General features: G+C 63.5%; 36 protein-coding genes and 1 tRNA gene. 20 read left to right on the top strand and 17 right to left on the bottom strand.

Annotated elements, in window-relative coordinates:
• Window positions 1-94: 94 nt before the first annotated feature.
• The 4 genes from X744_RS148725 to add all read left to right on the top strand — a co-directional run bounded on the left by X744_RS148725 (window position 95) and on the right by add (window position 3,608).
• A complete protein-coding gene (locus X744_RS148725) occupies window positions 95-562 on the top strand; it encodes an Lrp/AsnC ligand binding domain-containing protein (protein WP_023761062.1) in 468 nt (155 codons plus the stop codon).
• Window positions 563-688: 126 nt separating this feature from the next.
• Window positions 689-1,393, top strand: coding sequence for an SDR family oxidoreductase (locus X744_RS148730; RefSeq protein WP_023761061.1), 705 nt, complete (start codon window positions 689-691; stop codon window positions 1,391-1,393).
• Between the two features lie 46 nt (window positions 1,394-1,439).
• Window positions 1,440-2,498: a Gfo/Idh/MocA family oxidoreductase gene (locus tag X744_RS148735; RefSeq protein ID WP_023761060.1), complete on the top strand. Its 1,059-nt coding sequence runs from the start codon at window positions 1,440-1,442 to the stop codon at window positions 2,496-2,498.
• Window positions 2,499-2,615: 117 nt separating this feature from the next.
• The gene (add, locus tag X744_RS148740) at window positions 2,616-3,608 is read left to right on the top strand and encodes an adenosine deaminase (RefSeq protein ID WP_032907865.1); all 993 of its coding nucleotides are present in this window, start codon (window positions 2,616-2,618) and stop codon (window positions 3,606-3,608) included.
• 76 nt (window positions 3,609-3,684) lie between these two features.
• Here the strand turns inward: add and X744_RS148745 are convergent, their stop codons facing one another.
• Complete coding sequence (locus X744_RS148745) at window positions 3,685-4,281, bottom strand: DUF922 domain-containing Zn-dependent protease (protein WP_023761058.1); 597 nt, start codon at window positions 4,279-4,281, stop codon at window positions 3,685-3,687.
• An 81-nt stretch (window positions 4,282-4,362) separates the two neighbouring features.
• On the opposite strand from X744_RS148745, the gene X744_RS148750 reads away from it, so the two are divergent.
• Both X744_RS148750 and X744_RS148755 read left to right on the top strand, forming a co-directional pair.
• Window positions 4,363-4,881 carry a hypothetical protein gene (locus tag X744_RS148750; protein WP_245266799.1) on the top strand — a complete coding sequence of 173 codons (519 nt, stop codon included), beginning with the start codon at window positions 4,363-4,365 and terminating at the stop codon, window positions 4,879-4,881.
• A gap of 231 nt (window positions 4,882-5,112) precedes the next feature.
• Window positions 5,113-6,312: a PLP-dependent aminotransferase family protein gene (locus X744_RS148755; protein ID WP_031260710.1), complete on the top strand. Its 1,200-nt coding sequence runs from the start codon at window positions 5,113-5,115 to the stop codon at window positions 6,310-6,312.
• Window positions 6,313-6,339: 27 nt separating this feature from the next.
• Here the strand turns inward: X744_RS148755 and X744_RS148760 are convergent, their stop codons facing one another.
• On the bottom strand, window positions 6,340-6,594 hold the full coding sequence (locus X744_RS148760) for a hypothetical protein (protein WP_245266798.1): 255 nt from the start codon (window positions 6,592-6,594) through the stop codon (window positions 6,340-6,342).
• Between the two features lie 340 nt (window positions 6,595-6,934).
• Between X744_RS148760 and X744_RS148765 the strand changes: the two genes are divergently transcribed.
• The 7 genes from X744_RS148765 (at window position 6,935) to X744_RS148790 (ending at window position 12,248) form a co-directional block, all read left to right on the top strand.
• Window positions 6,935-7,363 (top strand): VOC family protein, encoded by a 429-nt coding sequence (locus X744_RS148765; RefSeq protein WP_023761054.1) that lies wholly within the window; start codon window positions 6,935-6,937, stop codon window positions 7,361-7,363.
• A gap of 8 nt (window positions 7,364-7,371) precedes the next feature.
• Complete coding sequence (locus X744_RS1000000173945) at window positions 7,372-7,530, top strand: hypothetical protein (protein ID WP_023761053.1); 159 nt, start codon at window positions 7,372-7,374, stop codon at window positions 7,528-7,530.
• A 135-nt stretch (window positions 7,531-7,665) separates the two neighbouring features.
• Window positions 7,666-8,283, top strand: a complete 618-nt coding sequence (locus X744_RS148770; RefSeq protein WP_031260709.1) for a C39 family peptidase — start codon at window positions 7,666-7,668, stop codon at window positions 8,281-8,283.
• 24 nt (window positions 8,284-8,307) lie between these two features.
• Window positions 8,308-9,381: a D-alanine--D-alanine ligase family protein gene (locus X744_RS148775; protein WP_023761051.1), complete on the top strand. Its 1,074-nt coding sequence runs from the start codon at window positions 8,308-8,310 to the stop codon at window positions 9,379-9,381.
• A gap of 124 nt (window positions 9,382-9,505) precedes the next feature.
• Complete coding sequence (locus X744_RS148780; protein ID WP_023761050.1) at window positions 9,506-9,865, top strand: SPW repeat protein; 360 nt, start codon at window positions 9,506-9,508, stop codon at window positions 9,863-9,865.
• A 173-nt stretch (window positions 9,866-10,038) separates the two neighbouring features.
• The gene (locus X744_RS148785; protein ID WP_023761049.1) at window positions 10,039-11,487 is read left to right on the top strand and encodes a nodulation protein NfeD; all 1,449 of its coding nucleotides are present in this window, start codon (window positions 10,039-10,041) and stop codon (window positions 11,485-11,487) included.
• Complete coding sequence (locus X744_RS148790; RefSeq protein ID WP_023761048.1) at window positions 11,484-12,248, top strand: slipin family protein; 765 nt, start codon at window positions 11,484-11,486, stop codon at window positions 12,246-12,248. The genes X744_RS148785 and X744_RS148790 overlap by 4 nt, the downstream gene beginning before the upstream one ends.
• A gap of 78 nt (window positions 12,249-12,326) precedes the next feature.
• On the opposite strand, the gene X744_RS1000000175380 is transcribed toward X744_RS148790, so the two are convergent.
• Window positions 12,327-12,518, bottom strand: a complete 192-nt coding sequence (locus X744_RS1000000175380; protein WP_084025555.1) for a hypothetical protein — start codon at window positions 12,516-12,518, stop codon at window positions 12,327-12,329.
• 341 nt (window positions 12,519-12,859) lie between these two features.
• Between X744_RS1000000175380 and X744_RS148795 the strand changes: the two genes are divergently transcribed.
• Complete coding sequence (locus X744_RS148795; RefSeq protein ID WP_023761047.1) at window positions 12,860-13,294, top strand: hypothetical protein; 435 nt, start codon at window positions 12,860-12,862, stop codon at window positions 13,292-13,294.
• 196 nt (window positions 13,295-13,490) lie between these two features.
• Here X744_RS148795 and X744_RS148800 read toward each other — a convergent pair whose 3' ends face one another.
• The 3 genes from X744_RS148800 to X744_RS148810 form a co-directional block, all read right to left on the bottom strand.
• The gene (locus tag X744_RS148800; RefSeq protein ID WP_023761046.1) at window positions 13,491-14,492 is read right to left on the bottom strand and encodes an aldo/keto reductase; all 1,002 of its coding nucleotides are present in this window, start codon (window positions 14,490-14,492) and stop codon (window positions 13,491-13,493) included.
• Window positions 14,493-14,565: 73 nt separating this feature from the next.
• Window positions 14,566-14,811 carry a DUF982 domain-containing protein gene (locus X744_RS148805; protein ID WP_023761045.1) on the bottom strand — a complete coding sequence of 82 codons (246 nt, stop codon included), beginning with the start codon at window positions 14,809-14,811 and terminating at the stop codon, window positions 14,566-14,568.
• Window positions 14,812-14,939: 128 nt separating this feature from the next.
• Entirely contained in the window at window positions 14,940-15,239 is a 300-nt protein-coding gene (locus X744_RS148810) for a hypothetical protein (protein WP_023761044.1), read from the bottom strand.
• A 270-nt stretch (window positions 15,240-15,509) separates the two neighbouring features.
• Between X744_RS148810 and X744_RS148815 the strand changes: the two genes are divergently transcribed.
• Window positions 15,510-15,749 carry a hypothetical protein gene (locus X744_RS148815; RefSeq protein ID WP_023761043.1) on the top strand — a complete coding sequence of 80 codons (240 nt, stop codon included), beginning with the start codon at window positions 15,510-15,512 and terminating at the stop codon, window positions 15,747-15,749.
• 69 nt (window positions 15,750-15,818) lie between these two features.
• Here the strand turns inward: X744_RS148815 and X744_RS148820 are convergent, their stop codons facing one another.
• Complete coding sequence (locus X744_RS148820; protein WP_023761042.1) at window positions 15,819-16,025, bottom strand: hypothetical protein; 207 nt, start codon at window positions 16,023-16,025, stop codon at window positions 15,819-15,821.
• Window positions 16,026-16,241: 216 nt separating this feature from the next.
• On the opposite strand from X744_RS148820, the gene X744_RS148825 reads away from it, so the two are divergent.
• Together X744_RS148825 and X744_RS148830 are read left to right on the top strand one after the other, a co-directional pair.
• The gene (locus X744_RS148825; RefSeq protein ID WP_023761041.1) at window positions 16,242-16,592 is read left to right on the top strand and encodes a type II toxin-antitoxin system RelE/ParE family toxin; all 351 of its coding nucleotides are present in this window, start codon (window positions 16,242-16,244) and stop codon (window positions 16,590-16,592) included.
• Window positions 16,589-16,906 carry a transcriptional regulator gene (locus tag X744_RS148830; protein ID WP_023761040.1) on the top strand — a complete coding sequence of 106 codons (318 nt, stop codon included), beginning with the start codon at window positions 16,589-16,591 and terminating at the stop codon, window positions 16,904-16,906. The genes X744_RS148825 and X744_RS148830 overlap by 4 nt, the downstream gene beginning before the upstream one ends.
• Window positions 16,907-16,927: 21 nt before the next feature.
• On the opposite strand, the gene X744_RS148835 is transcribed toward X744_RS148830, so the two are convergent.
• The 3 genes from X744_RS148835 to X744_RS1000000174570 form a co-directional block, all read right to left on the bottom strand.
• A tRNA-Gln gene (locus X744_RS148835) sits at window positions 16,928-17,001 on the bottom strand.
• 80 nt (window positions 17,002-17,081) lie between these two features.
• On the bottom strand, window positions 17,082-17,375 hold the full coding sequence (locus X744_RS148840) for a hypothetical protein (RefSeq protein WP_023761039.1): 294 nt from the start codon (window positions 17,373-17,375) through the stop codon (window positions 17,082-17,084).
• 23 nt (window positions 17,376-17,398) lie between these two features.
• Window positions 17,399-17,617, bottom strand: a complete 219-nt coding sequence (locus tag X744_RS1000000174570; protein ID WP_031260708.1) for a hypothetical protein — start codon at window positions 17,615-17,617, stop codon at window positions 17,399-17,401.
• 81 nt (window positions 17,618-17,698) lie between these two features.
• On the opposite strand from X744_RS1000000174570, the gene X744_RS148845 reads away from it, so the two are divergent.
• The gene (locus X744_RS148845) at window positions 17,699-18,763 is read left to right on the top strand and encodes a PAS domain S-box protein (protein ID WP_031260707.1); all 1,065 of its coding nucleotides are present in this window, start codon (window positions 17,699-17,701) and stop codon (window positions 18,761-18,763) included.
• A gap of 23 nt (window positions 18,764-18,786) precedes the next feature.
• On the opposite strand, the gene X744_RS148850 is transcribed toward X744_RS148845, so the two are convergent.
• Window positions 18,787-19,695: an alpha/beta hydrolase gene (locus X744_RS148850; protein WP_023761036.1), complete on the bottom strand. Its 909-nt coding sequence runs from the start codon at window positions 19,693-19,695 to the stop codon at window positions 18,787-18,789.
• A 148-nt stretch (window positions 19,696-19,843) separates the two neighbouring features.
• Here X744_RS148850 and X744_RS148855 point away from each other — a divergent pair, with 148 nt between their 5' ends.
• The gene (locus tag X744_RS148855) at window positions 19,844-20,146 is read left to right on the top strand and encodes a hypothetical protein (protein ID WP_023761035.1); all 303 of its coding nucleotides are present in this window, start codon (window positions 19,844-19,846) and stop codon (window positions 20,144-20,146) included.
• Window positions 20,147-20,255: 109 nt separating this feature from the next.
• On the opposite strand, the gene X744_RS148860 is transcribed toward X744_RS148855, so the two are convergent.
• The 4 genes from X744_RS148860 to X744_RS148875 all read right to left on the bottom strand — a co-directional run bounded on the left by X744_RS148860 (window position 20,256) and on the right by X744_RS148875 (window position 21,619).
• Window positions 20,256-20,501 (bottom strand): DUF982 domain-containing protein, encoded by a 246-nt coding sequence (locus tag X744_RS148860; RefSeq protein WP_023761034.1) that lies wholly within the window; start codon window positions 20,499-20,501, stop codon window positions 20,256-20,258.
• A gap of 12 nt (window positions 20,502-20,513) precedes the next feature.
• Window positions 20,514-20,750 (bottom strand): DUF982 domain-containing protein, encoded by a 237-nt coding sequence (locus X744_RS148865; RefSeq protein ID WP_023761033.1) that lies wholly within the window; start codon window positions 20,748-20,750, stop codon window positions 20,514-20,516.
• A 147-nt stretch (window positions 20,751-20,897) separates the two neighbouring features.
• On the bottom strand, window positions 20,898-21,341 hold the full coding sequence (locus tag X744_RS148870; RefSeq protein WP_023761032.1) for a GFA family protein: 444 nt from the start codon (window positions 21,339-21,341) through the stop codon (window positions 20,898-20,900).
• Between the two features lie 98 nt (window positions 21,342-21,439).
• Complete coding sequence (locus X744_RS148875; protein WP_023761031.1) at window positions 21,440-21,619, bottom strand: DUF3606 domain-containing protein; 180 nt, start codon at window positions 21,617-21,619, stop codon at window positions 21,440-21,442.
• Between the two features lie 255 nt (window positions 21,620-21,874).
• Here X744_RS148875 and X744_RS148880 point away from each other — a divergent pair, with 255 nt between their 5' ends.
• Complete coding sequence (locus X744_RS148880) at window positions 21,875-22,318, top strand: DoxX family protein (protein ID WP_023761030.1); 444 nt, start codon at window positions 21,875-21,877, stop codon at window positions 22,316-22,318.
• 9 nt (window positions 22,319-22,327) lie between these two features.
• Here the strand turns inward: X744_RS148880 and X744_RS148885 are convergent, their stop codons facing one another.
• Together X744_RS148885 and X744_RS148890 are read right to left on the bottom strand one after the other, a co-directional pair.
• Window positions 22,328-22,633 (bottom strand): hypothetical protein, encoded by a 306-nt coding sequence (locus tag X744_RS148885; protein ID WP_023761029.1) that lies wholly within the window; start codon window positions 22,631-22,633, stop codon window positions 22,328-22,330.
• A 102-nt stretch (window positions 22,634-22,735) separates the two neighbouring features.
• Window positions 22,736-23,005, bottom strand: coding sequence for a hypothetical protein (locus X744_RS148890; RefSeq protein WP_023761028.1), 270 nt, complete (start codon window positions 23,003-23,005; stop codon window positions 22,736-22,738).
• Window positions 23,006-23,054 lie beyond the last annotated feature (49 nt).

The following is a 23,054-nucleotide window of genomic DNA, read 5'->3' as shown; positions in this document are numbered from 1 at the left end:
GGTATTGCGATCCGGGAGCGTGATGAAATATGCTGTTTTCGCAATTTTGGCGTGACTATCACGCTTCTTCTGGCTCAAAGGCGTGAATCCCGAAATGGAAGACCTCGACCGTATCGACCGCGCGCTGCTGCGTTTGCTGCAGGAGGATGGCCGCCGCACGACGCTCGATCTGGCGCGGCGGGTCGGCCTGTCGCCGACCGGGGCGGCGCAGCGTGTCAAGCGGCTGTTCGCCGAAGGGTTCATCCGCGCAGTGCGGGCCGTTCTCGACCCGGCCCGGATCGGACGGGCACAGCTCGTCTTCATCGAGGTGCGGCTCGACCACACGGCGCCGCATGTCTTCGACCGCTTCGCGGAGGCTGTTCTGCGGGCGCCCGAGATCATCGAGTGCCATATGGTCGTCGGCGGTTTCGACTATCTGGTCAAGGCGCGCATCGCCGACATGGCAGTGTTCCAGGATTTCCTGCAGCGGGTAATCCTGCCGCTGCCCGGTGTCCGGGAAACGCACACCTATGCCTCGATTGCCAATGTGAAGCCCGACGCCTTGCTGCCTGTCGATCCCTGAAGTCGCAGCGAGCTCGCGTTTTTCTGCATATTGGTTCAGCCTTTCTGGTTCGAACTGCCTGATGAAACCGGCTATACACCGCGAACTGCCAAGCTTCGCGCCCGCCAATCCTGAGAGGAAAATCCAATGAGTGTAGAGAAAGTTGCCGTGGTCGTGGCCGGCGGCAGCGGCATGGGTGCAGCGGCGGCGAAGCGGCTGGCTACGGACGGTTTCAAGATCGCCATCCTGTCCTCCTCGGGCAAGGGCGAGGCGCTTGCCAAGGAGCTTGGTGGGCTCGGCGTCACCGGCTCCAACCAGTCGAACGACGATCTGCAGCGCCTGGTCGACCTGACGCTGGACCGCTATGGCCGCATCGACGTGCTGGTCAACAGCGGCGGCCACGGACCGCGTGCGCCGATCCTCGAGATCACGGACGAGCAGTGGCACACCGGCATGGACGTCTATCTCCTGAACGTCATCCGGCCGGTGCGCATCGTGGCGCCGCAGATGGTCAAGCAGAAGGGCGGCGCCATCATCAACATCTCGACGGCCTGGGTGGTCGAGCCGAGCCCGATGTTCCCGACTTCCGCCGTGTTCCGCGCCGGTCTTGCCGCCTACACCAAGATCTTCGCCAACACCTACGCCGCGGACAATGTGCGCATGAACAACGTGCTGCCCGGCTGGATCGACAGCCTGCCGGCCACCGAGGAGCGTCGTGACAGCGTGCCGATGCAGCGCTATGGAACTTCCGAAGAGATCGCCGCGACCATCGCCTTCCTGGCGTCCGAAGGCGCCGGCTACATCACCGGCCAGAACATCCGGGTCGACGGCGGTATCATCCGCGCTATTTGAGGGCGTCGATCGGACGGGGGATTCCGATATCTCCAAGGAGCAATAAATGCGGCTTTTGATACTCGGCACCGGCTGGATGGCGCAGGAACATGCGCGCCGCTTCAGCGCTATCGAGGGCGTCGACATCGTCGGCGCCGTCGATGTCGATCCTGCGCGCGTCGGCGAATTCGCCGACAGTTTCAACATTCCAAACCGCTTCACCTCGCTTGAGGCGGCGCTGGCATGGGGTGAGTTCGACGCGGTGGCCAACGTCACGCCGGACCGCATCCATCACCCGACCACCATGGCGCTGATCGCCGCCGGAAAGCCGGTGCTGTGCGAAAAGCCGCTGGCTGACAACTTCGGCAGGGCCACCGAGATGGCCGAGGCCGCCAAGGCGGCCGGCATCATCAACATGGTGAACCTGACCTATCGCAATGTCGCGGCGCTGCAGAAGGCCCGCCAGATGGTGCAGGCGGGCGAAATCGGCACGGTCAGGCATGTCGAGGCGTCCTATCTGCAAAGCTGGCTGGTGTCGAAATTCTGGGGCGACTGGCGCACCGATCCGAAATGGCTCTGGCGCCTGTCGCGCGGCCACGGCTCGAATGGCGTACTCGGCGATGTCGGCATCCACATCCTGGATTTCGCCAGCTATGGCGCGGCGCTCGACATCGACCATGTCTTCTGCCGGCTGCGTAGCTTCGACAAGGCACCTGGCAACCGCATCGGCGACTACGGGCTCGACGCCAATGACAGCTTCGCCATGACGCTGGATTTTTCCAACGGTGCCTTCGGCGTGGTGCATGCCAGCCGCTGGGCGACCGGCCATCTCAACGAGCTCCGCCTGCGCATCTATGGCGAGAGAGGCGGCATCGAGGTGGTGCACAATCTCGATGGCTCTTCACTCAAGCTCTGCGCCGGCGACAATATCGACAACGCCAAATGGGTAGAGCTCGACGCCGGCACGGTGCCGACCAATTACCAGCGTTTCGCCGATGCGGTGCGAACCGGCGTACAGGCCGAACCATCATTCCACCATGCGGCCGAATTGCAGAAGGTGCTGGATCTGGCTGTCATCTCGGACGAGAAGCGTGCGGAGCTGAGGGCGAGCGCGGATACGCGGTAGGCTTGCTCCGAGAAGCGCCGTCAATCCGGCGCGCCGCGCGCAATTCTTTCAATCATTTCTTGAAATGGGGACCGGCCGTTTCATGATCTGATGACGCTTGAAATAGGGGAGGCGTCATTGACCGACTATATCGGGCTGCCGAAAGCCGAAGTGCACATCCACGTCGAGGGCTGCTTCGAGGCCGATGATGTAATCAGGAATTGCGAGGAAGCCGGCATTCCGCTGCGCGCGCCGCGCGACAGGCTCTTCGAAGCCCATGATCTCAGGAGCTTCCTCGAAATGCTCGACTGGTTGTGCGGGACGTTCCGGACGCGCGAGCAACTCGCCACCACGGCCTACAAGTTTGCACAGCGCATGGGTCGAAGCGGCGTGCGTTATGCAGACGTCATCGTCAACCCTACGCACTGGCCGCATTGGCATAGGAATATCCCCGGTATGATCGATGCATTCGACGCGGGTTTCTCGGCCGCAGAACAGGACGGGCNCCCGCCGGTCGGACTGTGCGTAAGCCTGCTTCGTACCCAGTCGGCGGCGGAAGCGATCGAACTCGTCGAATTGTTGAGCGAAATCAGGCACAAGCGCGTCGTCGCCTTGTCGATCGACGGGAACGAGGCGGCTGCCGGGCGCACCGGGCCGCGCTTCGCCGAAGCGTTTCGCCGTGCTGGCGCGGCGGGCCTGCGGCGCACCGTTCATGCGGGCGAGTCGAGCGGCCCGGAAGGTGTTCGCGACGCGATCGAACTGCTGGGCGCCGACCGCATCGACCACGGCGTGCGGGCGATCGAGGACCCCGGGCTTGTCGACTTGCTGGCACGGAGGCAGATTCCCTTAGGCGTCTGTCCGATCTCCAACGTGGCGCTCGGCGTGTATCCCTCACTTGCCGAACATCCGCTCGACGCTCTGCGCAAGGCCGGCGTCCTTGTGTCGATCAACACCGATGATCCGACACTGCTCGATACCACCCTCGAAGCATCCTATGCCGCCTGCGCCGAGGCCTTCGCCTGGGACGATGAAACCATCCGCCAGCTCGCCAAAACGTCGGTGCACGCGAGCTACGCCGACGCTTCGCTGAAGGCGCAGATCCTGGCCGATCTGGCGGCTTGGCGGAGCTAGCTAGGCCAGGGATTCAATCCGCAGGCACTCCTGCTGGTCGGCGTCAGTCAGGATGCCGAGCAAGGCGACGATGTCGTCAGCCGCCATTCAGCAGCGCGAGGATAAGCTTTTGCAAATTGCCGCCCTGGCCGAGTTCGACGCGGTCGAAATCGCGGCTCGCCTGCCGCTGCGCCTGTGACAGGTCGGACAGGCGCTTGGTCATTTCGGTGCGGATCTTGCTGCATTTGGGATCGTCGGCAATACTGAGTCCCACGGTCGCCACCTCGATCTTGCGCACCATGTCGACGATCTCGGCGCCATGCACCTTCTCGTGCGCGCTGACGCCGGCGATGAACACCTCCCAGTTCTTCTGGATCGCCGACGGCAGCGGCGCCGAGGGGCTTGGCAAGGTGTAGGTGATGATGAGTTTCGGCCGCGCTGTGGCCAGCACGCAGGCGCCGGCCCGTGCTTGATAATCCCGGGTCCAGGTCAGCTTGAAATTGGTGTGGGCGATGGCGCGGGTGATGCCGAGCTTGGGGCCGTTTTCGCCGATCGAGCGATAGAGCTCCGGCCCGGACTGGCCTGATATGGCGTATGTCTCGACTTTCTCGACCGGCTTCCAATCGGCATGGGCGGCGAGCGGCAAGGCTACAAGCGCGGTGATCGACAGACCCAGACGGACAAAAACTCTCAACACCGCTCTCCGCGAGAAGCAAAACCGGTCGCCGCGACAGGCAATGCCACCGGACGAGCTTTTCCTATAGGATGCCGACAGGTGCGGCTGCAAATGCCGGAGGGGAAAGTCATGAGATATCTCATCATTGCCGTTGCGATTGCGGTCTTGCAGGCCGCGCAGCCGGGGTTTGCCGCGTCGTGCAGTGGCTGGGCTGCCAGGATGGAGGAGGACGAGGGCGGCAGCGTGCTGACCGCCTCGGTCTGTGGCGGGCCGAAAGGCGATGCGCATCTGATGCTAACCTGTTTCGAAACGCCGGTGCTGAGCTATGATCTGGGCGACACCGGTCAGCAGTTGGAGCCAGGCATCAGCGGTTCATTCGAGTTCAAGACCGACGGCAAGGCGGTGACGAAAACGCTGCAGCTGGAGGCCATGTACAACTACTTTGTGGCGGACCTGGCTCGGGCCGACCCGTTGCTGGACCTGATGCGCGGGAAAGGCGATGTGTCGGTCAGTGCCGCCAAATATGGCGAGAGCAGTTTTGCGCTGAAGGGCTCGAGCGCCGCCATTGCCAAGGTGCTGGCGCAGTGCGGCAAGGCCAAGCCCGCGGACGGGGATTGAGGGGCTCCACAGTTCGATGTCGGCGGGACAGAGGGGGGTGCGCAGGAATGAGGCGGTTCTCGTTGGCTCACCGGGCTTGCTGTAGCATCACCTCACCCAGTCCGTCGCCCCGGCGGTGACTGGCGTATAGCGGAAGGCTTTCAGGCTCTATTCAAATCGCCCGATAAAGCAGATATAGGTCAGCTAGGTTGACCTAAATAGAATTGTCGCGGGAGGCGTGACTTGACCCTTATGAACCTGTTGGCTTCGCGCTCGTCGCGCATGAAAGCGTCCGAAATCCGCGAACTCCTGAAGCTGCTCGACCAGCCCGACATCATCTCGTTTGCCGGCGGCATTCCCGATCCGGCGCTGTTTCCGGCCGAAGCGATCCGCGATGCCTATGCCGATGTGCTTGGCGGCGCGGAGGCGGGGACGGCGCTGCAGTACCAGGTCTCGGAAGGCTATCTGCCGTTGCGGCGCTGGCTGGCCGGGCAGATGGGCAAGCTCGGTGTTGCCTGCGATGAGGCCAACATCTTCATCACCTCCGGCTCGCAGCAGGCGCTGGACTATCTCGGCAAACTGTTCCTGTCGCCGGGCGATACCGCGCTGGTGACCTGGCCGACCTATCTCGGCGCGCTGCAGGCGTTCAACGCCTATGAGCCGCGCTACGACCGGCTGACCCCGGCCGGCGGCAACATGACGCCCGATGCCTATCGAGCGGCGGCTGCCCCGAATGGGGGCAAGGTCAAGTTCGCCTACCTGGTGCCGGATTTCGCCAACCCGACCGGCAACTCGCTGGACCGAAGGCAGCGCGAAGCGGTGCTCGACCTTGCCGGCGAACTCGACATCGCCGTCATCGAGGATGCCGCCTATCGCGCACTGCGCTATGACGGCGAAGGCGTGCCGCCGATCCTGGCGCTCGACTGCGCCCGATCCGGCGGCATCGACAAGGCGCGCACGCTCTATTGCGGCTCGTTCTCGAAGATCCTGTCGCCGGGCATGCGCGTCGGCTGGGTGTGCGCGCCGCGCCATATCGTCGAGAAGCTGGTGCTGATAAAGCAGGCCTCCGATCTGCACAGCCCATCGATCAACCAGGTGGTGATGCACCGCGTCGCCGAGACGGCGTTCGACGCTCAGGTCGAAAAACTCATCGGCGCCTATCGCGAGCGCCGCGATGGCCTCCTCGCGGCACTGGAAGCCCACATGCCCGACGGCGTGAGCTGGAACCGCCCGGAAGGCGGCATGTTCGTCTGGGTGACGCTGCCGGAAGGGTCCGACGCCACCGCGCTGCTGGCGCGGGCGGTGAAAGAGGCGCGCGTCGCCTTCGTGCCTGGCAGTGCCTTTCATGCCGACGGCACCGGGCGCAACACGCTGCGGCTGTCGTTCACGCTCGCCGACCGGCGCGCGGTGACCGAGGGCGTCCCGCGGCTGGCGGCCATCCTGAAGGAATAGGCTTCCGCGCCGGATCTCGCGTGGCTCCTATGCCGGCACATTGACCAGGTGCTTGAGCTTCGAAAGCCTGGTGCCGGCCAGCTCGCGGACCGGTTTTTCAAAGCCTTCCTCGCCGGTCTCGACGACGAAGACCAGCGTCATGAAATCCAGTATGAATTCGTCGATCGCGGTATCGATCTCGTCCGTCCTGCCCTTGAACCGACGCAGCAAAGCGTTTGCTTCTCCGACATCGTCGGCACCAGCCCTGTCGACGAGCGCTTCGAGCCGTTGAAAACCATCCAATTCCAGTTCCTCCAGCCGCGCCACAAAACCTGGCTCCGGACAAAAGGTTCCAGGCTGAACCGATTTTAACCGCCTGACGCATCGTCCGGCTCGTGATGATAACTCGCTGGCGACCTTTTTTCGTCCCGGTGGAACTTCTGTTGCAAAATGGAGTTCTCATCATTGTCTGACCCCCGCAGACACCTGAAAGCTTCTATATCGGCTTTCCAAAGGCCCGTCGGATTCCCCTCCCGGCGGGCTCTTTGTTTGAAGGATGGGTCGGGACGATCGGCCGGATTTGCATCCGCGTTGACGCGGCGCCGTCCGAACCTAGATTCGTGCCCTGCGAGGAGGAATTTGCATGGAAACCCAGGAATTGCATCGCGGCCGGCTCATCGACCATATCCAACTGGTGGTCAGGGATCTCCCAGCCAGCCGGCGTTTCTACGAAGCTGTCCTGCAGGTGCTCGACATCCCGATCGGTGGTGTTGGCGACGGTTATTTCTGGGCCGACGAGTTGTTCATCTCGAGCGCCGACAGCCCGGCGGCGTTGGGCAAACTCACCGGCCGCCATCATCTTGCCTTCCAGGCAAAGGATCATGCCATGGTCGAGGCCTTCTACAAGGCCGGGCTCGCCGGCGGCGGCAAGGACAATGGCGCGCCGGGTGAGCGGCCCTATCATCCCGGCTATTACGCCGCCTTCCTGCTTGACCCGGACGGCAACAACATCGAGGCCGTCCACCACGGCCCGCACACGCGCAGTGCCGCTTCGGTGAAGATAACCTTCTAGCTAAAAGCGTGCTGATATTCAGCCGGTCCTACGGCGCTTCGGTTTCTCACCCGATTGGTGCTGGGCCGGCGGCCAAGGACGGCGACATGCAGATGACTTACACCGCCGAACCGGACGAAAAATCGAAATACGCCTGGCTGGTTTTCGGCTGGGCGAAGACCGAGTAAGCGGCGCCGCTCACTACCTCTGCACGTTTTGACGGGTCGCTTGCGTTCGCTTCGCCCGGGGATGACGACGTTGGAGCTATTCATCCATCTCGTATCCTCGTAGACGACATGGGCCGAACCGCCCGGGGAGACCGCATGAGTCCACTGCCTGAAACCGTGCCGTTTTTCAGCCAGTGGGAAACGCCCGACATGACCCTGGACGTACTCGCTGAGGGCGCCGAAATCGCGCTTAGGCGCGATCCCCTGTGGCAGGGGTCGGGAGCGGAAACGCTTGACGAATACGCGGTCTGGGCCGCCAATATCTGCGGCATGGCCTGCCTGAAGATGATCCTGGCAAGCCGCGGCGAGATCATGCCGACGATCGAGCTTGCCAGGCGGTGCACCGGATATGGCGGCTATGTCGTCACCGAGAGGTCGATCAAGGGGCTGATCTACGCGCCCTTCGTCAGCTTCGTGCAGGAGGTCTTCGGCCTGCGGGCCGAAGTGATGACCAATGTCGCGACAGCGGAAATGCCGGCAATTCTCGATCGGTCTCGCTTCTTCATCGCGTCGGTCAGCAGTTGGATCCGCTGGCCGGAGCGCGAGCCGCCGTCGAAGGGCGGCCATCTGGTGCTGGTCACGGCGGCTTCCGCCAAGGGTTTCCGCTTCCACAATCCGTCCGGCCATACCAGCGCCACACAGGCAAACGCAGTGTTGGCGCCAGCCGAGTTCGACCGCTTTTTCGCCAATCGCGACATTTCAGTCGAAATTTGATCGTTTGAGAATTGAGGAACGTCCATGACCGCTAAGACAAGGGTTGCCATCCTCTATGGCGGGCGTTCGGCCGAGCATGACGTATCGCGCCTGTCGGCGGCCAATGTGCTGAAGGCGATCGACCGGATGCGCTACGACATCGTGCCGATCGCCATTTCCCGCAGCGGCAGTTGGCTGCTGCAACAGTTGGCTGCCGGCGACGGGGCAGGGGCGCCGGCATCCGAGGACGGCATCGAGGTCGCCCTGCTGCCCGGCGGCAAGGGCAGGCTGGTCGCGGTGTCGCGTGATGGAATCCAATCTGACCTGGCCCCGGTCGACGTTGTGTTCCCCGTACTGCACGGGCCATTCGGCGAGGACGGCTCGGTACAGGGTTATTCCGAAGTCGCCGATGTCGCCTATGTCGGCTGCGGCATCCTCGCCTCGGCCGCGGCCATGGACAAGGATGTCGCCAAGCGGCTGATGCGCGAGGCGGGACTGGCCGTTGCCCGCTCGCTGACCTTGCGGCGGGGTGAGCACGTGACCTTCGAGGATGTCTCGGCGAAGCTCGGCCTGCCGGTGTTCGTCAAGCCGGCGCGCCAGGGCTCGTCCTTCGGGGTCAGCAAAGCGATCGACAGCTCCGGCTTCACCACGGCCGTCGAGGCGGCTTTCCGGCATGACAGCAAGGTTTTGGTGGAGGAGTTCGTCGAAGGCCGCGAGATCGAGTTCTCGGTGCTGGAGCGGGCCGACGGCACGCTGACGGTGTCGCTGCCCGGCGAGATCATTCCTGCCGGCAAGCATGGCTTCTACACCTATGAAGCCAAATATCTCGATGCCGACGGCGCGGTGGTCAAGGTGCCCACCGATGTCCCGGCCGCGGTCGCCGAAAGAGCGAGGGAGATGGCGCGACAGGCCTTTCAGGCGCTCGGCTGCGAGGCGATGGCGCGCGTCGACTTCTTCCTGCGCGCGGACGGCAGCCTGCTGGTCAACGAGGTCAACACCATTCCAGGCTTCACCGACATCTCCATGTATGCCAAGGCGCTGGCGGCATCAGGCATCGGCTACAGCCAGACCATCGACGTGCTGATCGAGCACGCACTGGCAAGGCATGCGGCGCGATGATCCGTTCGGGAGTGGATTGGCGCCGGGCCTTGAAGGCCGTGTGAAGCGTAGTTACATCAATAACTAAGCGTGCATTTGCACGCGAATTTTACGCTTTGGTCAAGCTTCATCTGTGGAGGTTGTCATGGCTATTACGCTCATGGAAGGAAAGAAGGGCCAGGACTGGCTCAATCTGGTCCTTGCCATCTGCCTGTTCATCTCACCTTGGATAATCGGCTTCGCTGCTGCGACCGCTCCCGCATGGAACGCCTGGATTGTTGGCGTCGTGCTGGGCGTCATGGCGTTGGCGGCGCTTGCCGCGTTCGCCGAGTGGGAGGAATGGGTTAGTGTCGTTCTCGGGGTCTGGCTGATCGTTTCGCCCTGGCTGCTCGGCTTCATGGCGAACAGCCACGCGATGGCCACCCACGTCGTTCTCGGCGTGCTGGTGGTTGCCGTATCAGGTTGGGCCGTCTGGGACTTCCGTCATCCGCACGCGCATGCGTGACCGGTAAAGGGTGGGGGTCCGGCGCGCGAGCGGCGGGCTCCTCCGGATTTGAAAATGCGCCCCATGCTTTTGCCGTCCGGCCCGCGGAGCCGGGTTGTCGGCTTGCAATCCTGCGACCGCGCCAGGGAGTTCGGTGGGATCGGGTCCGGTATCCTGCCCAGGGAGTTTAGAGCGTGAACCTCGCGCGGATGGCGGTTCTTGCCGCGGCCCTCATGGCCGCCGCGGTCGCCAGTCCCTCTTCCGCAACCGGAGAGGCGACGCAGAAGCTGGCGTTGCGCGTCGAGANCATGGCCGCCGCGGTCGCCAGTCCCTCTTCCGCAACCGGAGAGGCGACGCAGAAGCTGGCGTTGCGCGTCGAGATGGACGGCGCCATCGGTCCGGCGAGCGCGAGGCAGCTCAAGGAGGCATTGGCCGAGGCCGCCGAGCGGCACGCCGAGGTTCTCATCCTCGAGATCGACACACCAGGCGGGCTGGTCACCTCGATGCGCGAGATGATTGCCGATATCCTTGCCTCGCCCGTTCCCGTCATCGGCTATGTCGCCCCGGCCGGCGCGCATGCGGCAAGTGCCGGAACCTATATTCTTTATGCGACCCATGTCGCGGCGATGGCGCCCGGCACTAACCTGGGCGCCGCCACACCGGTCGAACTTGGCGGGCTGCCGTCTCTGCCCGGTGGCGGCGACCAGGATAAGGGCGACCAGAAGAACGCCACCGGGGCGCCGGCGGGCGACGCGATGATGAGCAAGGTGACGAACGACGCGGTCGCCTTGATCCGTTCGCTGGCCGAACTGCGCGGGCGTAATGCCGACTGGGGGGAAAAGGCCGTGCGCGAGGCGGCCAGCCTCTCCGCCGACGCGGCACTTCAGGCACATGTCGTCGACCTCGTCGCCCACGACACGGCCGAACTGCTGCAGCTTGCCGACGGCCGCATGGTCGAGGCAGCCGGCAAGAAACGGGTGTTGGCGACCAAGGACCTCCCGGTCGAGACGCTGGAGCCCGGCTGGCTGATCCGGCTTCTCGCCGTCATCACCGATCCCAACATCGCCGTCATCCTGATGCTGGCCGGCTTCTACGGCCTCGTCTTCGAGTTCACCAGCCCCGGCGCGGTGGCACCCGGCGTGATCGGCACCATCTGTCTTCTGCTCGGGCTTTATGCGCTCAACCTGTTGCCGATCAGCTATGCCGGCCTTGCCCTGATGCTGCTTGGCATCGCCTTCCTCGTCATCGAGGCCTTCAATCCGACGGTGGTGCTTGGGCTTGGCGGCGTGGCCGCCTTCCTGCTCGGCGCCGCCATGCTGCTCAAGGTCGAGGGTCCCGGCTTCGAGATGTCATGGGCGGTCATCGGCACCGCAGCCGCGCTGACGCTTGGCCTGGCGCTGCTGGCCGGCAGCTATCTGTGGGCGGCACGCAAGCGCCTGCCGCGTGTCGGCGCGCAGGCCATGCACGGACTGCCGGCCAAGATCCTCGACTGGTCGGGAAACGAGGGCCATGTGCTGGCCCAAGGCGAGCGCTGGCGGGCCAAAGGCGACGAACCGCTCGCCCCTGGCGACAGCGTCGAGGTGGCCGATGTCAGCGGTCTCATGCTGACGGTCCGGCGCAGGAACAATGGAGCAAGGCAATGATCATCGGTTACGTGGCCTATCTGATACTCGCCCTTCTCGTGCTGATGTTCCTCTCCGCGGCCATTCGCATCCTGCGGGAATATGAGCGCGGCGTGGTCTTCACGCTCGGCCGCTTCACCGGGGTGAAGGGCCCCGGCCTGATCCTCCTCGTTCCCTTCGTTCAGCAGATGGTGCGGGTCGACCTGCGCGTGGTGGTGCAGGACGTGCCGCCGCAGGACGTGATCTCGCGCGACAACGTCTCGGTGAAGGTCAACGCCGTGCTCTATTTCCGCATCGTCGACGCCGAGCGGGCAATCATCCAGGTCGAGGACTTCATGACCGCTACCAACCAGCTGGCGCAAACCACATTGCGCTCGGTGCTCGGCAAGCACGAACTCGATGAGATGCTGGCCGAGCGCGACAAGCTGAACAGCGACATCCAGGAGATACTGGACCAGCGGACCGACGCCTGGGGCATCAAGGTCTCCAATGTCGAGATCAAGCATGTCGATCTCAACGAGAGCATGATCCGCGCCATCGCCAAGCAGGCCGAGGCCGAAAGGCTGCGGCGCGCCAAGGTGATCAATGCCGATGGCGAGCAGCAGGCGGCGGCAAAGCTGGTCGAGGCCGGCAAGATGCTGGCGGCCGAGCCGCAGGCAATGCAGTTGCGCTATTTCGAGGCGTTGCACGACATCGCCGGCGAGCGCTCGTCGACGGTGGTGTTCCCGCTGCCGGTGGACCTGCTCACGATCTTCAACAAAAAGTCGGACAGCGCCAAGTGAACCGGCCTCGTTCCCGACGGCGCACTGCCGCCGGATGGTGAACCGCGTGCAGCAAGATGCCGGTCTCCCGCATGATGATCATGACCATTGCCGGCGGTCCGGACCGGGACCCGTGTGCTTGGGCGGCCGGTCGTTTTCATCCGGATTGGGGACCGGCTCTTCATCCGGAAGACCGTCCGGATCCGGCTCGCGCATGGGCTTCGGTTGGGGAACCGGCGGCGGCGTGGGTGTTGGAATAGGCGTTGGGTCGGGGTTAGGCAGAATGGCCATAACAACTCCTGCGTGGGCGCTTGGTGGTTGGTCGACATCCGGCGGGACCAACCGACATCCAGGTGTCCTCAGTCAGAAAGTCATCGAGCGATCTTAGTCTCGCGCGTCCTTGACAGCGTCTCGACCAGGGCTGATGCGGGCAGAACGGTCGGGCTTGCGGATTGGTTCCGCCGCGGTTTCGATTGCGACCGGGACGCGGGATCGCGAGCAGCTTAGCGGAAAGGAGCCACGCCGCCCAAATGAATCGCCGTAGCGCGCACCTCCGGGTCTTGCCGACCTCACCGGGCGCCATAATTCCATTCAAGGCTGAACCGAATTCAGCCGCTGAATAGGAGGCGTCCGTGAAGCATCAAACCGTTGACCAACTGAATGCCGTTGCCGACGTCCACGCCGAGGCAACCCATCTTCTCGCGACCCGAGGCGAACGCCTCGAACGCTGGGCGCAGCTTCTGGAGCAAAATCCCAACAGGGTCCTAGGGGCGCTGACGGGGACCGAGCACCAATCTGTGGAGACGCGCGAAAGAATGCGTTCCGCGGGATCACCGATCACGATTGCTTTCGAAGATCCGGTGTTTCGCGCGCTCGGCTTGAAGGAAGATACCTACGGTGAAGCCAAGCGCTTCTTCGAACTGACCGATTGGCAGCTCCACGGGATCGTCTGCCACTGCCATGTAGGCGCCACGATGACGGCACGATGGGCCGCATCCCGTGTCCGCGCGGCAATGTCTGGAAGATCCGGTTTCTTCGCCTGGCTGCGAGGAGCGTTTATGCACTAAAGGCCGATGCCCGGCTGGCAGAAAATCGCGCGCGGTATCGAGCTGGGCTGAACGACTTGAAGAACAATGAGGCGGAAGCGGGCCTCTCCGCCTCCTGTCGATTGTGCTGGATGGCGCCGCTTGACGCAGTCGCCCGCCGAACATGATGCCGGCCAATGCTTTGCGTCGAATATCGGAAGGCTACGGCGCCGCCGCTCTACCGATCGACCATCGCCATGCCGCGCTCGGTGTAGCGTGGGCCAGCGATTTTTCCGGGCGCCAGGGCGTCGTCGAGCGCGGCCATTTCGGAGGCGTCGAGTTTCAGCGATGCGGCGGCGACGTTCTCCTCCAGATATCTGATCCGCTTGGTGCCGGGGATCGGCACGATGTCGATGCCGAAGCCGCCGCCCTTCTGCAGCAGCCAGGCCAACGCGATCTGGCCGGGCTTGACGCCCCGGGCAGTCGCGACGTCGCGCACCTTGGCCGCCGCCTCGACATTGGCGTCGTAGTTTTGCCCCTGATAGCGCGGGTCGTTGCGGCGGTAGTCGCCTTCGGCATAGTCCTCCGCGCGCTTGACCTCGCCGGTAAGAAAACCGCGGCCGAGCGGCGAAAACGGCACAAGGCCGATGCCGAGTTGCCTGAGCAGCGGGATGATCTCCGGCTCGAGATTGCGCTCCCATAGCGAGTATTCGCTCTGCACCGCCGACACCGGATGCACGGCATGCGCCCGGCGGATGTTGGCCGCACCCGCCTCCGACAGGCCGAAGAAGCGCACCTTTCCCTCGGCGACAAGTTCGCGGACGGCGCCCGCGACATCCTCCATCGGTACCGCCGGGTCGACGCGGTGCTGGTAGATGAGGTCGATATGGTCAGTGGCGAGCCGGCCGAGCGAGGCTTCCACGGCCTCGCGGATGTGCTCGGGCCGGCTATCGGTTCCGACCTGCTTGCCGTTTTCGATGCGGAAGCCGAATTTGGTGGCGATCGTCACCTGGTCGCGCTTTCCCTTCAAAGCCCGGCCGAGCAGTGCCTCGTTGGTGAAAGGACCATAGACCTCGGCGGTGTCGAGGAAAGTGCAGCCGAGTTCGATGGCGCGGTGCAGCGTGGCGATGGATTCGGACTCATCGGCCGGACCGTAGGACTGGCTCATGCCCATGCAGCCGAGGCCGATGGCCGAGACTTGCAGCCCCTGGCTGCCGAGCTTGCGTGTCTTCAGGGTCATGATGGGGTCTCCAGGAGGGGGATGCCGCGACTATAGCAGCCGCACCGACTTTGGCCGATCTAATCGACGCGGCCTACTCGACAAGGATGTGGGCTTCACGTGCGGCCTCGACAAGCGCCGACCTGGCGATATCGGGGGCAACATCGCCGCTCGTCGCCCGGCGGCAGGCGCGCAAAGCCGTTTGATGTTTTGGGCTGCCGGGGTCGCGCCAATGTGTCGTGAGCAATTCAATGGCTTGCTGCGTATTGGACAGATAGTAGATGGAACCGGCGACTCCGACCGACACCGCCACCGGTTTGGAAAACCATGCAGTTTGCATTGGAAACCTCGACTGGGCTGAAGCCATAAACGCATTGGGCAGCCCAAGGTTTCGTCGGTGCCAATCACTCTGGCGTGAGTTTTCCGAAACATGCGGTCTTCGGGTGGAAGACCGTTCCGGAAATTGCCCTATTGGATCGAAGTTGGGCGGGGCAGATCGAGTGGAGAGCTCGCGCGCTCGCCATCCTCGTCAGCGACGCCGTCCGCGAACAGGCCGGCCACGCAGTCGAATTCGATTGCCACGCCAACGAGTTGCGCCGCCTGCAGGACCAGATGCTCAATGTCCTCAAGGGCGACGTTCTCGGCCAGATTCCGGACCCTCACCCGTTCCGCCACCGCCGTGATGTTGATGATGCCGTTCTTCTCAAACGCCACCAGAACCGCTGACGTAACGTCATCGCGCAGGCGCGTCGAATAATCATACCGCATTCGAAACCTCCCGAAGGGGATCGGTTTTCTGTTGCTGGGAGTATGCGCCGAGCGTCGACTCGCGGCAAGGAAAATCTACGAAATTACGTTGAAAATCAATCAGTTAGAATAATTACACGAATGCCCAGTCGGCGTCTATACCTCATTATGTGCGCAATGCGCCGTTCACCCACCACCGGCTCTTGACGCACTATGAGTGCTATCCTAATTATCAGTCGAGTGAGGTAAATACTAATTCGACACATTCTAGGTCCTGAGCGAGGAAACGCCATGGCTGAACTGGAACGCCCCGAACGGTTGCAAATCATGCTTACGTCCGATGAGTTGGCGGCGCTGGAGAATTGGCGCTACGACAAGCGTATGCCGAGCCGCTCGGCCGCGGTTAGGGAATTGCTGCGGCGCGGCTTGACTTCGGATGGATTCCTGACCGCGGAGCACGGGTTGAAGTCGCGGGATTTTGGAATCCTGCCCACCGCCGGCGACGGGATTGCCGAAGGCGGCAAGGATTAACTGCCGCCGCGCTGATCGCGACCAGCAACGTGCTGGCTGATATTGCCGGCACGCGGCTTGCTGTTGCCTCTATAGAATGTTGGTCGTCACTTCGACGACGATCGTTGCACCTTCCAGCGAACCGTTGGTCACATGCACGACGCGGGACACCCGCAGATACTGTGTATTTCCATCGATCGACAGCGAAACGCTTTCCCCGATCCGTGGAACCGCCTGGAAAATTGCATCGGTGGCCTCAGGTCGGTTGTCGATCGATATGCGGCAACTGACGGTCATGGGATATCTCCTGTGTCTGACGGGTGCGGTCGTCAACGCAGGGTCTGCGAAATGGTTTCAGGGAGAGCTTTCTTGGCGGTACCTGCCGCGACGGCATGTTGGCAATGAGCACATTGACCACTGTGCCTCTCGCGCGCAAGCCCGAAATCCGAAGGGAAAACTACGGGACGTCCGTAGTTTGACTTGCCCTTTTACGGAAATTCCGTAGTATTGGCCATGCACACAGTCGTCGAAACGCCAGCATACCTTTCCGCCGGCCACGCCGCCGGCATGTCCGAGGAGGAGCGGACAGAGGTTGTCGAACTTCTCGGAGACGAGCCTCGGTACGGCAAGGTGATGAAGGGCACAGGCGGCTGTCGGAAATTCCGTGTTGCCGGTCGCGGGCATGGCAAGAGCGGCGGCTATCGAATCGTGACCGTGTTCGGCGGTGAGGATATTCCAGTGTTCCTCCTGACCGTGTTCGGCAAGGGCGAGAAGGACAATTTGTCGAAGGCCGAGTGCAATGACCTCGCAAAGCTGACGAAGATCTTGATCGACACCTACGGAAAGAAGGGAAAAGCGAAATGAGCAAGAGTGCGTTCAACAAGATCAGGGCCGGTCTCGACGACGCCATCGCGTTCGCTGAGGGTGATACCGACGGGGCCGTGATCCATGTGCCGGAGCGGGTCGATGTCCGCGCAATTCGCAAAGTCCTCCACCTCAATCAAGAGGCCTTCGCAGCCCGGTTCGGCTTCGGCCTTGCTCGTTTGCGCGATTGGGAGCAGGGCAGGTCAGCGCCCGACAGCGCGGTGCGCGCCTATCTCACCGTGATCAAGAAGAACCCCGAGGCCGTGGAGCAGGCACTTGGCGCCGAGGAGACCGAGGCGCGGCTTGCCGGCTAGGCATCTGTTGAAATCAATTGCTGGTTCCCGCTCATGGGCTCGAACCACGATTCACGCCTTCAAAGGGCGCTGTCCTACCATTAGACGAAGCGGGAAGATGCAATTACGCTAACACCCGTAGCCGGTTCGCGCGCCGGGATCAACGCAGTGCTGCGGCAAAGGCGCGTGGCTGGCATCAGTTCGGGAAGTTGTTGACAGGCTCCTCACAGCGGTAGACCGGGCAGCCGCCGTCACGGGTCGGGACATAGGCCGACATCGGCACCTCGGGCCAGTCGCATTCGTTGCCGAACTGCCTGACATAGCGGTCATAGGTGTCGGGGCCGGTGGTCAGCACCACGGCTCGATGGGTCTGGATCAGTTGCTGGAGCTGATCGCAACTCATCGTGCGGGTATCCGGCCGGGCCTCGGCGAGGCCGGTCGCGGCGAGCAGGATCGCTGCCGTCATCAAGGCAATTTGGCGCATCGGCATGGCGGTTCCCTCGAGATGACGTGTCACGTGAACTGAAGTGTCAGGCGAAACTCGCATTTCGGCCCGAAGTTCCGCAACAGCCAACTGGCCGCTTCCTTGCGGCGCAACCAAACGGGGCGTCGCGCACGCGGATGGGCGGCCGCGGCCGGCGTCGAGCACAGCTCCTTCGTCTTGGCGCGGTCGTTGGAGACCGCCGCCAATCCGCTGACGGAAACAGAATCTTGCGCGGCGATTGCAACCAAATCGGACCGCCGTGCATTGCTGGCGCTGGTGGAACCTGTCCAATGGGCGAGAAAGCTGCGCAAGGAGGGGATGGGACATTGATGGAATTGGCGAACCTTGAGGCGTCGACCAACGTCAGCGCCGACGCACGGCTGGCGGCCATCGTCGATTCGTCCTTCGATGCCATCATCAGCAAGGATCTGAACAGTATCATCACCAGTTGGAACGGGGCGGCGCAGCGCATGTTCGGCTACGCTGCCGAGGAGGCTGTCGGCCGGTCGATGCTGATGCTCGTTCCCGATCATCTCAGGGATGAGGAGGCCGACATCATCGGCCGGGTTGGCAACGGCGAACGGGTGGCCAGCTATGAGACGATCCGGCAACGCAAGGACGGTAGCTTCATTGCCGTGTCGCTCACCATCTCGCCAATCAGGAATATTACAGGCGAGATCATCGGTGCTTCGAAGATCGCCCGCGACATCACCGCGACCAGGGAGAGCGAGCGCAGAATCCGGCATTTGCTGCGAGAGGTGAACCATCGCGTCAAGAACCAGTTCGCGGTGATCCTCTCGATGATCAGGGAGACGAGCAAACGCTCGACCGATCCTCGCGAGTTCGAAGAGCTGATCCGCTCCCGCATCATGGCGCTGTCGAGGTCGCACGATCTGCTGGTGAACTCGGATTGGGCGGGTGCCAGCCTCTTCGACCTCGTCCAGGAGCAGCTCAAGCCATTCGGCCGCGAGGAACAGGTATCGCTCTCCGGACCAGTTTTGACCCTGCAGCCGAACGCCGTGCAAAACCTCGGCATGGCATTTCATGAGCTCGGTACCAACTCTTTCAAATATGGCGCGCTGGCGTGCGATGCCGGGCGGCTGGAGATCTCCTGGCAGATCGCCAATGGCGTTTCGGGAAACCGGGAAATCCATCTCGCCTGGGACGAGACGATGCCGGAGCAAGGGGAGCGGCGGGACGAAAGCACGCGCAAGGGCTTCGGCACCGTCGTGCTGCAACGGGTCGCTCCGCAGTCGCTGAACGGCTCGGCGGTCCTGAAGCGGAGCCCGAGCCATCTCAGCTGGTCGCTGACGGCGCCGCTGGAATCGATCATCGTTCCGCCGCTCGGCGCCGAAATCGCTGCTGCCGACAGCGAGACGTCTTTTCGCCTTTGAGGTCTATTCAGCCATTTCACCCGCTACGATCTGTCCGGATGGGCTTCACCGAAGAAGCCGGCCAGCGCCTCGGCGGTCTGTGCCGGGTTCGCCTCGGGAAAGAAATGTCCACCCGGCATCGCCTGGCCGCGCACGTCATCGGCCCAGCCGCGCCACAGCGCCAGCGGCCCGCCTTCACCGGCGTACCACTCCGCGAGTGCGCCCTGGCCGCTCCACAGCGCCAGCAGCGGGCAGCGGATGCGCCGGCCGGTGGCCCTGTCCGACCGGTCATGCTCGCGGTCGAGCGTGGCCGCTGCCCGATATTCCTCGCAGATGGCATGGATGTGGGAAGGCACGCGCAAGGCATCGATATAGGCCCGCCGTACCTCGGGTGGAAACACCGAAGGCGACGAGCCCCAGCCGCTGAGTGCATTGTCGACGATCGCCTCGGCGGCACCTGCCAGGATCTTTTCCGGCAGCGGCTCGGGCTGTGCCAGCAACGACCATGGCCAGTAGCCCAGCGCCAGCCTGTCGTCGGTCCGATCCCAGGCATCGGCCGTGGCCACGATGTCGAGCACGGCAAGCCGGTCGATGCGGTCCGGATGATCGAGCGCCATCCGGTAGGCGACACGGCCGCCGCGGTCATGGCCGGCGACCATGAAGCTTGAGAAACCGAACCTTGCCATCAGCGCCACCATGTCGGCGGCCATGGCGCGCTTGGCATAGGGCGCGTGATCCGCAGCCGACGCCGGACAGGAACTGCCCCCATAGCCGCGCAGATCGGCGCAGACGACGCTGAACCGGCTGGCCAGCGTGGGCGCAATGTCGCGCCACATCAGATGCGTTTGCGGAAAGCCGTGCAGCAACAGCAGCGGCGGCCCGCTGCCGGCACGCAGCGAGAAGATGACGGCGTCGCCGGTGTCGATTTCCGTACTTTGAAAGTCATCGAACATGGTCGCCTCCGGCACACGCCAACGGCCGGCGAACGGGTTTGGTTGCAACACGGTCCGGGCGGAAGCGGCCAACCTTTTTCCTCGACAGGCGTTGTCCCTGTGAAGGGAAGGCCGCCGCGGGCGGCCGTCACAGGAAAGGAGGCCCGGGATGAGAATTCTCGCCATCATACCATGCGGTCTGATGCTGGCGCTGGCGGCGCCGGCGGCTGCCCAGACCGACCAGCAGAACGACAGCACGGCGCCGCAGGCCGACAAATGCCGTGCGCAGCCGGAGCAAGGTGCAAAACAGCAGCCCGACAGCGGCAATCTGACGGAGAAGCTCAGCGATTGCGGCGGTGTGCTGAAACCGCCCCCCACGGGTGATCAAGGAATGGCCGCGCCGGCGCCCGACGAAGGCAAGACGCCGGTGATCAAGCCTGGCGAAGTGCCGCCCCAGCCGCCGAAGCAATAGAGGCAGGGCCTGTTATCGTCGGGCGGCGCAACCTCGTCTGGGGTTCGAGACCTCTCGCCCAGTCGTACAAGGCGACCCTTTCCGTGGGTCCATCGGCGCCAACACATTCTTACCGCACAATCACGCCGGCGTGGCTGCAGAGCGCAGCGAACGCTTCCTGCGCCTGGGCAGCACTTGCCTTGTCTTCCATCGCTGCCTCGACCTGTTCGCGCGCCGCCTGATAAAACGGACCACGCTTGGCCTGCGGCCAGTCGATCAGGATTTCGCTGGCATCCTTGACCGTCGTGACGTCGCGGATAGTGTCCGAGCCATGTGCCTTGATCCGCATCGGCGTGGGCAGCATCAAGTCGGCCATGTCTTGTTCCCGTCACTGGAGGAGTTTTGCTTCGCGCGCGGCGTCGATCATCGCCCGCATCGCCTTTTCCGGCGGCGTCCAGCCGTCCAGCGCGTCGCGACAGCTGCGCAGGGCCGCCCTGTAGCGCTGGCCCTGGCCAGCCGGCCAGTCGCCGAGACATTCCAGGCCTTCCCAGGCGCTGCGGACGATGCGCTCATCCTCGGGGGCGAATTTCAGCCGGATGGGTCGGGGAAACATCTTGTCGTTCAACGGGTCGTCTCCATGACTGATGCCAAACGCATGTCCGCGGGCTTGACCCGAGGCTGCGCAGCGGTTTGGGACAACGACATGCACAAAAAACGAGGCGCCGGATAACGTCGGCGACAGGGCAGGGTTCCCTTCACGAAGGATCAAATTTCACTCGCCCGCATCGATATCCGACAGCGATCTTGGCGCCGGCACCTCGGTGGCGTGCGCCGTCGGCCGGTCATGCTCGAACTGTTCGGTGCCGGGCAAGGCATGCAGCCAGGCTTCGCGCCTCGAGGTCCACAATTCATATTCGGGCGCGAGATCGGTCGGCGCGACGTCGAGGCTGCCGAGCGCCACCTCGGCCTCGGTGTCGTCGACCCAGGCAACGCGGCCGCCGCAGGTCGGGCAAAAGCTGCGCGTGCCGTAGGAGTTGATGAGGCCGGTGGTCTCGAAGGCTTCGCGCGGCCAGACGGCAAAGGCGGAATAGGCCGAGCCGCCGGCCTTGCGGCAATCCTTGCAATGGCAAAGGCCAACGCGCAGCGGCGGTCCGCTGACCGAGAACTGCACGCCACCGCACAGGCAACTGCCGGTCCTGCGTATGCTGTCGGACATGGTCGTGGCCTCCATCCTTGTCAGCCTGCGAGCTGCCGGGCCGGGCGGGATGGGCTCATCCATCAGAGACGATCCCCACCCGATCGTCGCGCCAGGCTCTAGCCGCGTGCCGCCATATGGGCGTCGAGCTTCTTGCGCGATGGCCCGTAGCGCTTGATGATGGTCTGCGCCTCGCTTGGCGGAATGCCGTATTTGCGGGCAAAGGCAGCGACCTCGTAGGTCTCGTCGCTCGAGACCAGCTTGCGGTCCTGTTTGGTCTTCGACTTGTCGTCAGCCATGTCGGTCTCGCTTTCTGTTGTCGGGAACATGCAGCCGTCGGCGCACGATCCCGCGATTAACAGGACATAACACAGATCGGCGCCGCGGGTTCCGCAACCACGACAATAAGCCTGGGTGGTTCCGGCACGGTCATGGATTCAAGGGGCACTCCGGATAAAGCGGGTTTCCAGACAAAAATCTGCTCCGGGGGTGTCGGACCGGGCGTCGGTCGCGCGTCCTTGGGTCGGAACCCATTGCAAACCTGGAGAACGACCATGCCGTCGCAAATCACACAGTCGCAAATCACACAGTCGCCGTGGCAGACCACGGCGCTTCTCATCGCCCGCCTGATCTTCGCCGGCGTCTTCCTGATGGCCGTAAGCTTCAAGTTCATGGGCATGGCGGCGACCGCCGGCTACATCGCTGCGGCCGGCTTTCCGTTTCCACTGTTCCTGGCCTGGTGCGCGGCGATCCTGGAAGTCGCCCTGGTGCTGTGTTTCCTGACCGGTGCCTTCTTCTCGCAGGCGGCCCTGATCGCTGCCGCCTATGTGCTGTTCCTCGGCCTTGCCTTCCACGGACCCAGCCACTGGGCCGGAAACCAGGCCGAGTTCGGCTTCTTCGTCGACCATTTTTCCTTCCTGGCCGGACTGCTGTTTGCCGCCGTGCATGGGCCGGGCAAGGTGCTTTCGCTCAATCTGGGATGGCCGGGTAGGGCTTGAGGCGAAGGATCACAGCTGGTCGTTGTAGGGTTCCTTTATCTTGCCGACCATGCGGGCCAGCTTCGAAAAGGAGGGCATGTCGACCTCCGGCTGGCACTGATTGGCCAGTTCCAGCAGCCGGAGTGGAAAGTTGATGGCGTCGCGGCTGGACGCGGACATGGCTTCGGATCGCTCCTGGCTGGTTTCGCAGGCCTCGGTCTTGCGCAAGGCGAGGTCTATTTCCTCTGCCGTCAGCACCCCCTTTTGAACCAGGAGTCGGTTGATCGATGCGACGGCCATCAGCAGGCCCTCAAGTTGCAGATTGGCGACATTCATGGTGATTGCTCCCGTGACTACGATCGAAACGCGCGAGCGCCGTTTTCGCTCCGAGGCGGCGGATTGCCGGCTGGAATGACCAGCAAGCCGGAGCCAAACGGCCTATTCCTGCGTCAGGCGCTCGCCATATTCGCGCCACAGCGCCTTCACCTCCAGGTCGCCGAGGCGCGCGATGGAAGGATCGCCGCAGCTGATGGCGACGGCGCTGATGTCGTATTGGGGATAGGCGTGGGCGACGAAGCGGATCGCCTCGCCAAGCGAACGCACGCGGATGATCGGATCGGCCTGGCCCTGGCCAGTGCTGCGCACGCCGGAAACCGTGGCCGGTGCATGCCGCATCCTGAACACGGATGCCATGGCTGGTCTGTCCATCGTCCTCTCCCATTAGGCCGTGCGACGGGAATCATTCCATGAGCTTCGT

Origin of the sequence: Mesorhizobium sp. LNHC252B00, from assembly GCF_000502955.1 — a bacterium.
Lineage (GTDB): Bacteria > Pseudomonadota > Alphaproteobacteria > Rhizobiales > Rhizobiaceae > Mesorhizobium.
This window is presented reverse-complemented; position numbering and strand designations above follow the sequence as displayed.

Bases quoted from the DNA above. Each gene is read 5' to 3' on its own strand.
- X744_RS148855 (WP_023761035.1), top strand. From the start codon at position 19,844: ATGAGAATTCTCGCCATCATACCATGCGGTCTGATGCTGGCGCTGGCG.
- X744_RS148860 (WP_023761034.1), bottom strand. From the start codon at position 20,501: ATGGCCGACTTGATGCTGCCCACGCCGATGCGGATCAAGGCACATGGC.
- X744_RS148850 (WP_023761036.1), bottom strand. From the start codon at position 19,695: ATGTTCGATGACTTTCAAAGTACGGAAATCGACACCGGCGACGCCGTC.
- X744_RS148810 (WP_023761044.1), bottom strand. From the start codon at position 15,239: ATGCGGTATGATTATTCGACGCGCCTGCGCGATGACGTTACGTCAGCG.
- X744_RS148730 (WP_023761061.1), top strand. From the start codon at position 689: ATGAGTGTAGAGAAAGTTGCCGTGGTCGTGGCCGGCGGCAGCGGCATG.
- X744_RS148845 (WP_031260707.1), top strand. From the start codon at position 17,699: ATGGAATTGGCGAACCTTGAGGCGTCGACCAACGTCAGCGCCGACGCA.
- X744_RS148880 (WP_023761030.1), top strand. From the start codon at position 21,875: ATGCCGTCGCAAATCACACAGTCGCAAATCACACAGTCGCCGTGGCAG.
- X744_RS148820 (WP_023761042.1), bottom strand. From the start codon at position 16,025: ATGACCGTCAGTTGCCGCATATCGATCGACAACCGACCTGAGGCCACC.
- X744_RS148825 (WP_023761041.1), top strand. From the start codon at position 16,242: ATGCACACAGTCGTCGAAACGCCAGCATACCTTTCCGCCGGCCACGCC.
- X744_RS148735 (WP_023761060.1), top strand. From the start codon at position 1,440: ATGCGGCTTTTGATACTCGGCACCGGCTGGATGGCGCAGGAACATGCG.
- X744_RS148885 (WP_023761029.1), bottom strand. From the start codon at position 22,633: ATGAATGTCGCCAATCTGCAACTTGAGGGCCTGCTGATGGCCGTCGCA.
- X744_RS148790 (WP_023761048.1), top strand. From the start codon at position 11,484: ATGATCATCGGTTACGTGGCCTATCTGATACTCGCCCTTCTCGTGCTG.
- X744_RS148815 (WP_023761043.1), top strand. From the start codon at position 15,510: ATGGCTGAACTGGAACGCCCCGAACGGTTGCAAATCATGCTTACGTCC.
- X744_RS148830 (WP_023761040.1), top strand. From the start codon at position 16,589: ATGAGCAAGAGTGCGTTCAACAAGATCAGGGCCGGTCTCGACGACGCC.
- X744_RS148890 (WP_023761028.1), bottom strand. From the start codon at position 23,005: ATGGACAGACCAGCCATGGCATCCGTGTTCAGGATGCGGCATGCACCG.
- X744_RS148805 (WP_023761045.1), bottom strand. From the start codon at position 14,811: ATGCAAACTGCATGGTTTTCCAAACCGGTGGCGGTGTCGGTCGGAGTC.
- X744_RS1000000175380 (WP_084025555.1), bottom strand. From the start codon at position 12,518: ATGGCCATTCTGCCTAACCCCGACCCAACGCCTATTCCAACACCCACG.
- X744_RS148775 (WP_023761051.1), top strand. From the start codon at position 8,308: ATGACCGCTAAGACAAGGGTTGCCATCCTCTATGGCGGGCGTTCGGCC.
- X744_RS148765 (WP_023761054.1), top strand. From the start codon at position 6,935: ATGGAAACCCAGGAATTGCATCGCGGCCGGCTCATCGACCATATCCAA.
- X744_RS148870 (WP_023761032.1), bottom strand. From the start codon at position 21,341: ATGTCCGACAGCATACGCAGGACCGGCAGTTGCCTGTGCGGTGGCGTG.
- X744_RS148780 (WP_023761050.1), top strand. From the start codon at position 9,506: ATGGCTATTACGCTCATGGAAGGAAAGAAGGGCCAGGACTGGCTCAAT.
- X744_RS148840 (WP_023761039.1), bottom strand. From the start codon at position 17,375: ATGCCGATGCGCCAAATTGCCTTGATGACGGCAGCGATCCTGCTCGCC.
- X744_RS148770 (WP_031260709.1), top strand. From the start codon at position 7,666: ATGAGTCCACTGCCTGAAACCGTGCCGTTTTTCAGCCAGTGGGAAACG.
- X744_RS148800 (WP_023761046.1), bottom strand. From the start codon at position 14,492: ATGACCCTGAAGACACGCAAGCTCGGCAGCCAGGGGCTGCAAGTCTCG.
- X744_RS148755 (WP_031260710.1), top strand. From the start codon at position 5,113: ATGAACCTGTTGGCTTCGCGCTCGTCGCGCATGAAAGCGTCCGAAATC.
- X744_RS148725 (WP_023761062.1), top strand. From the start codon at position 95: ATGGAAGACCTCGACCGTATCGACCGCGCGCTGCTGCGTTTGCTGCAG.
- X744_RS148875 (WP_023761031.1), bottom strand. From the start codon at position 21,619: ATGGCTGACGACAAGTCGAAGACCAAACAGGACCGCAAGCTGGTCTCG.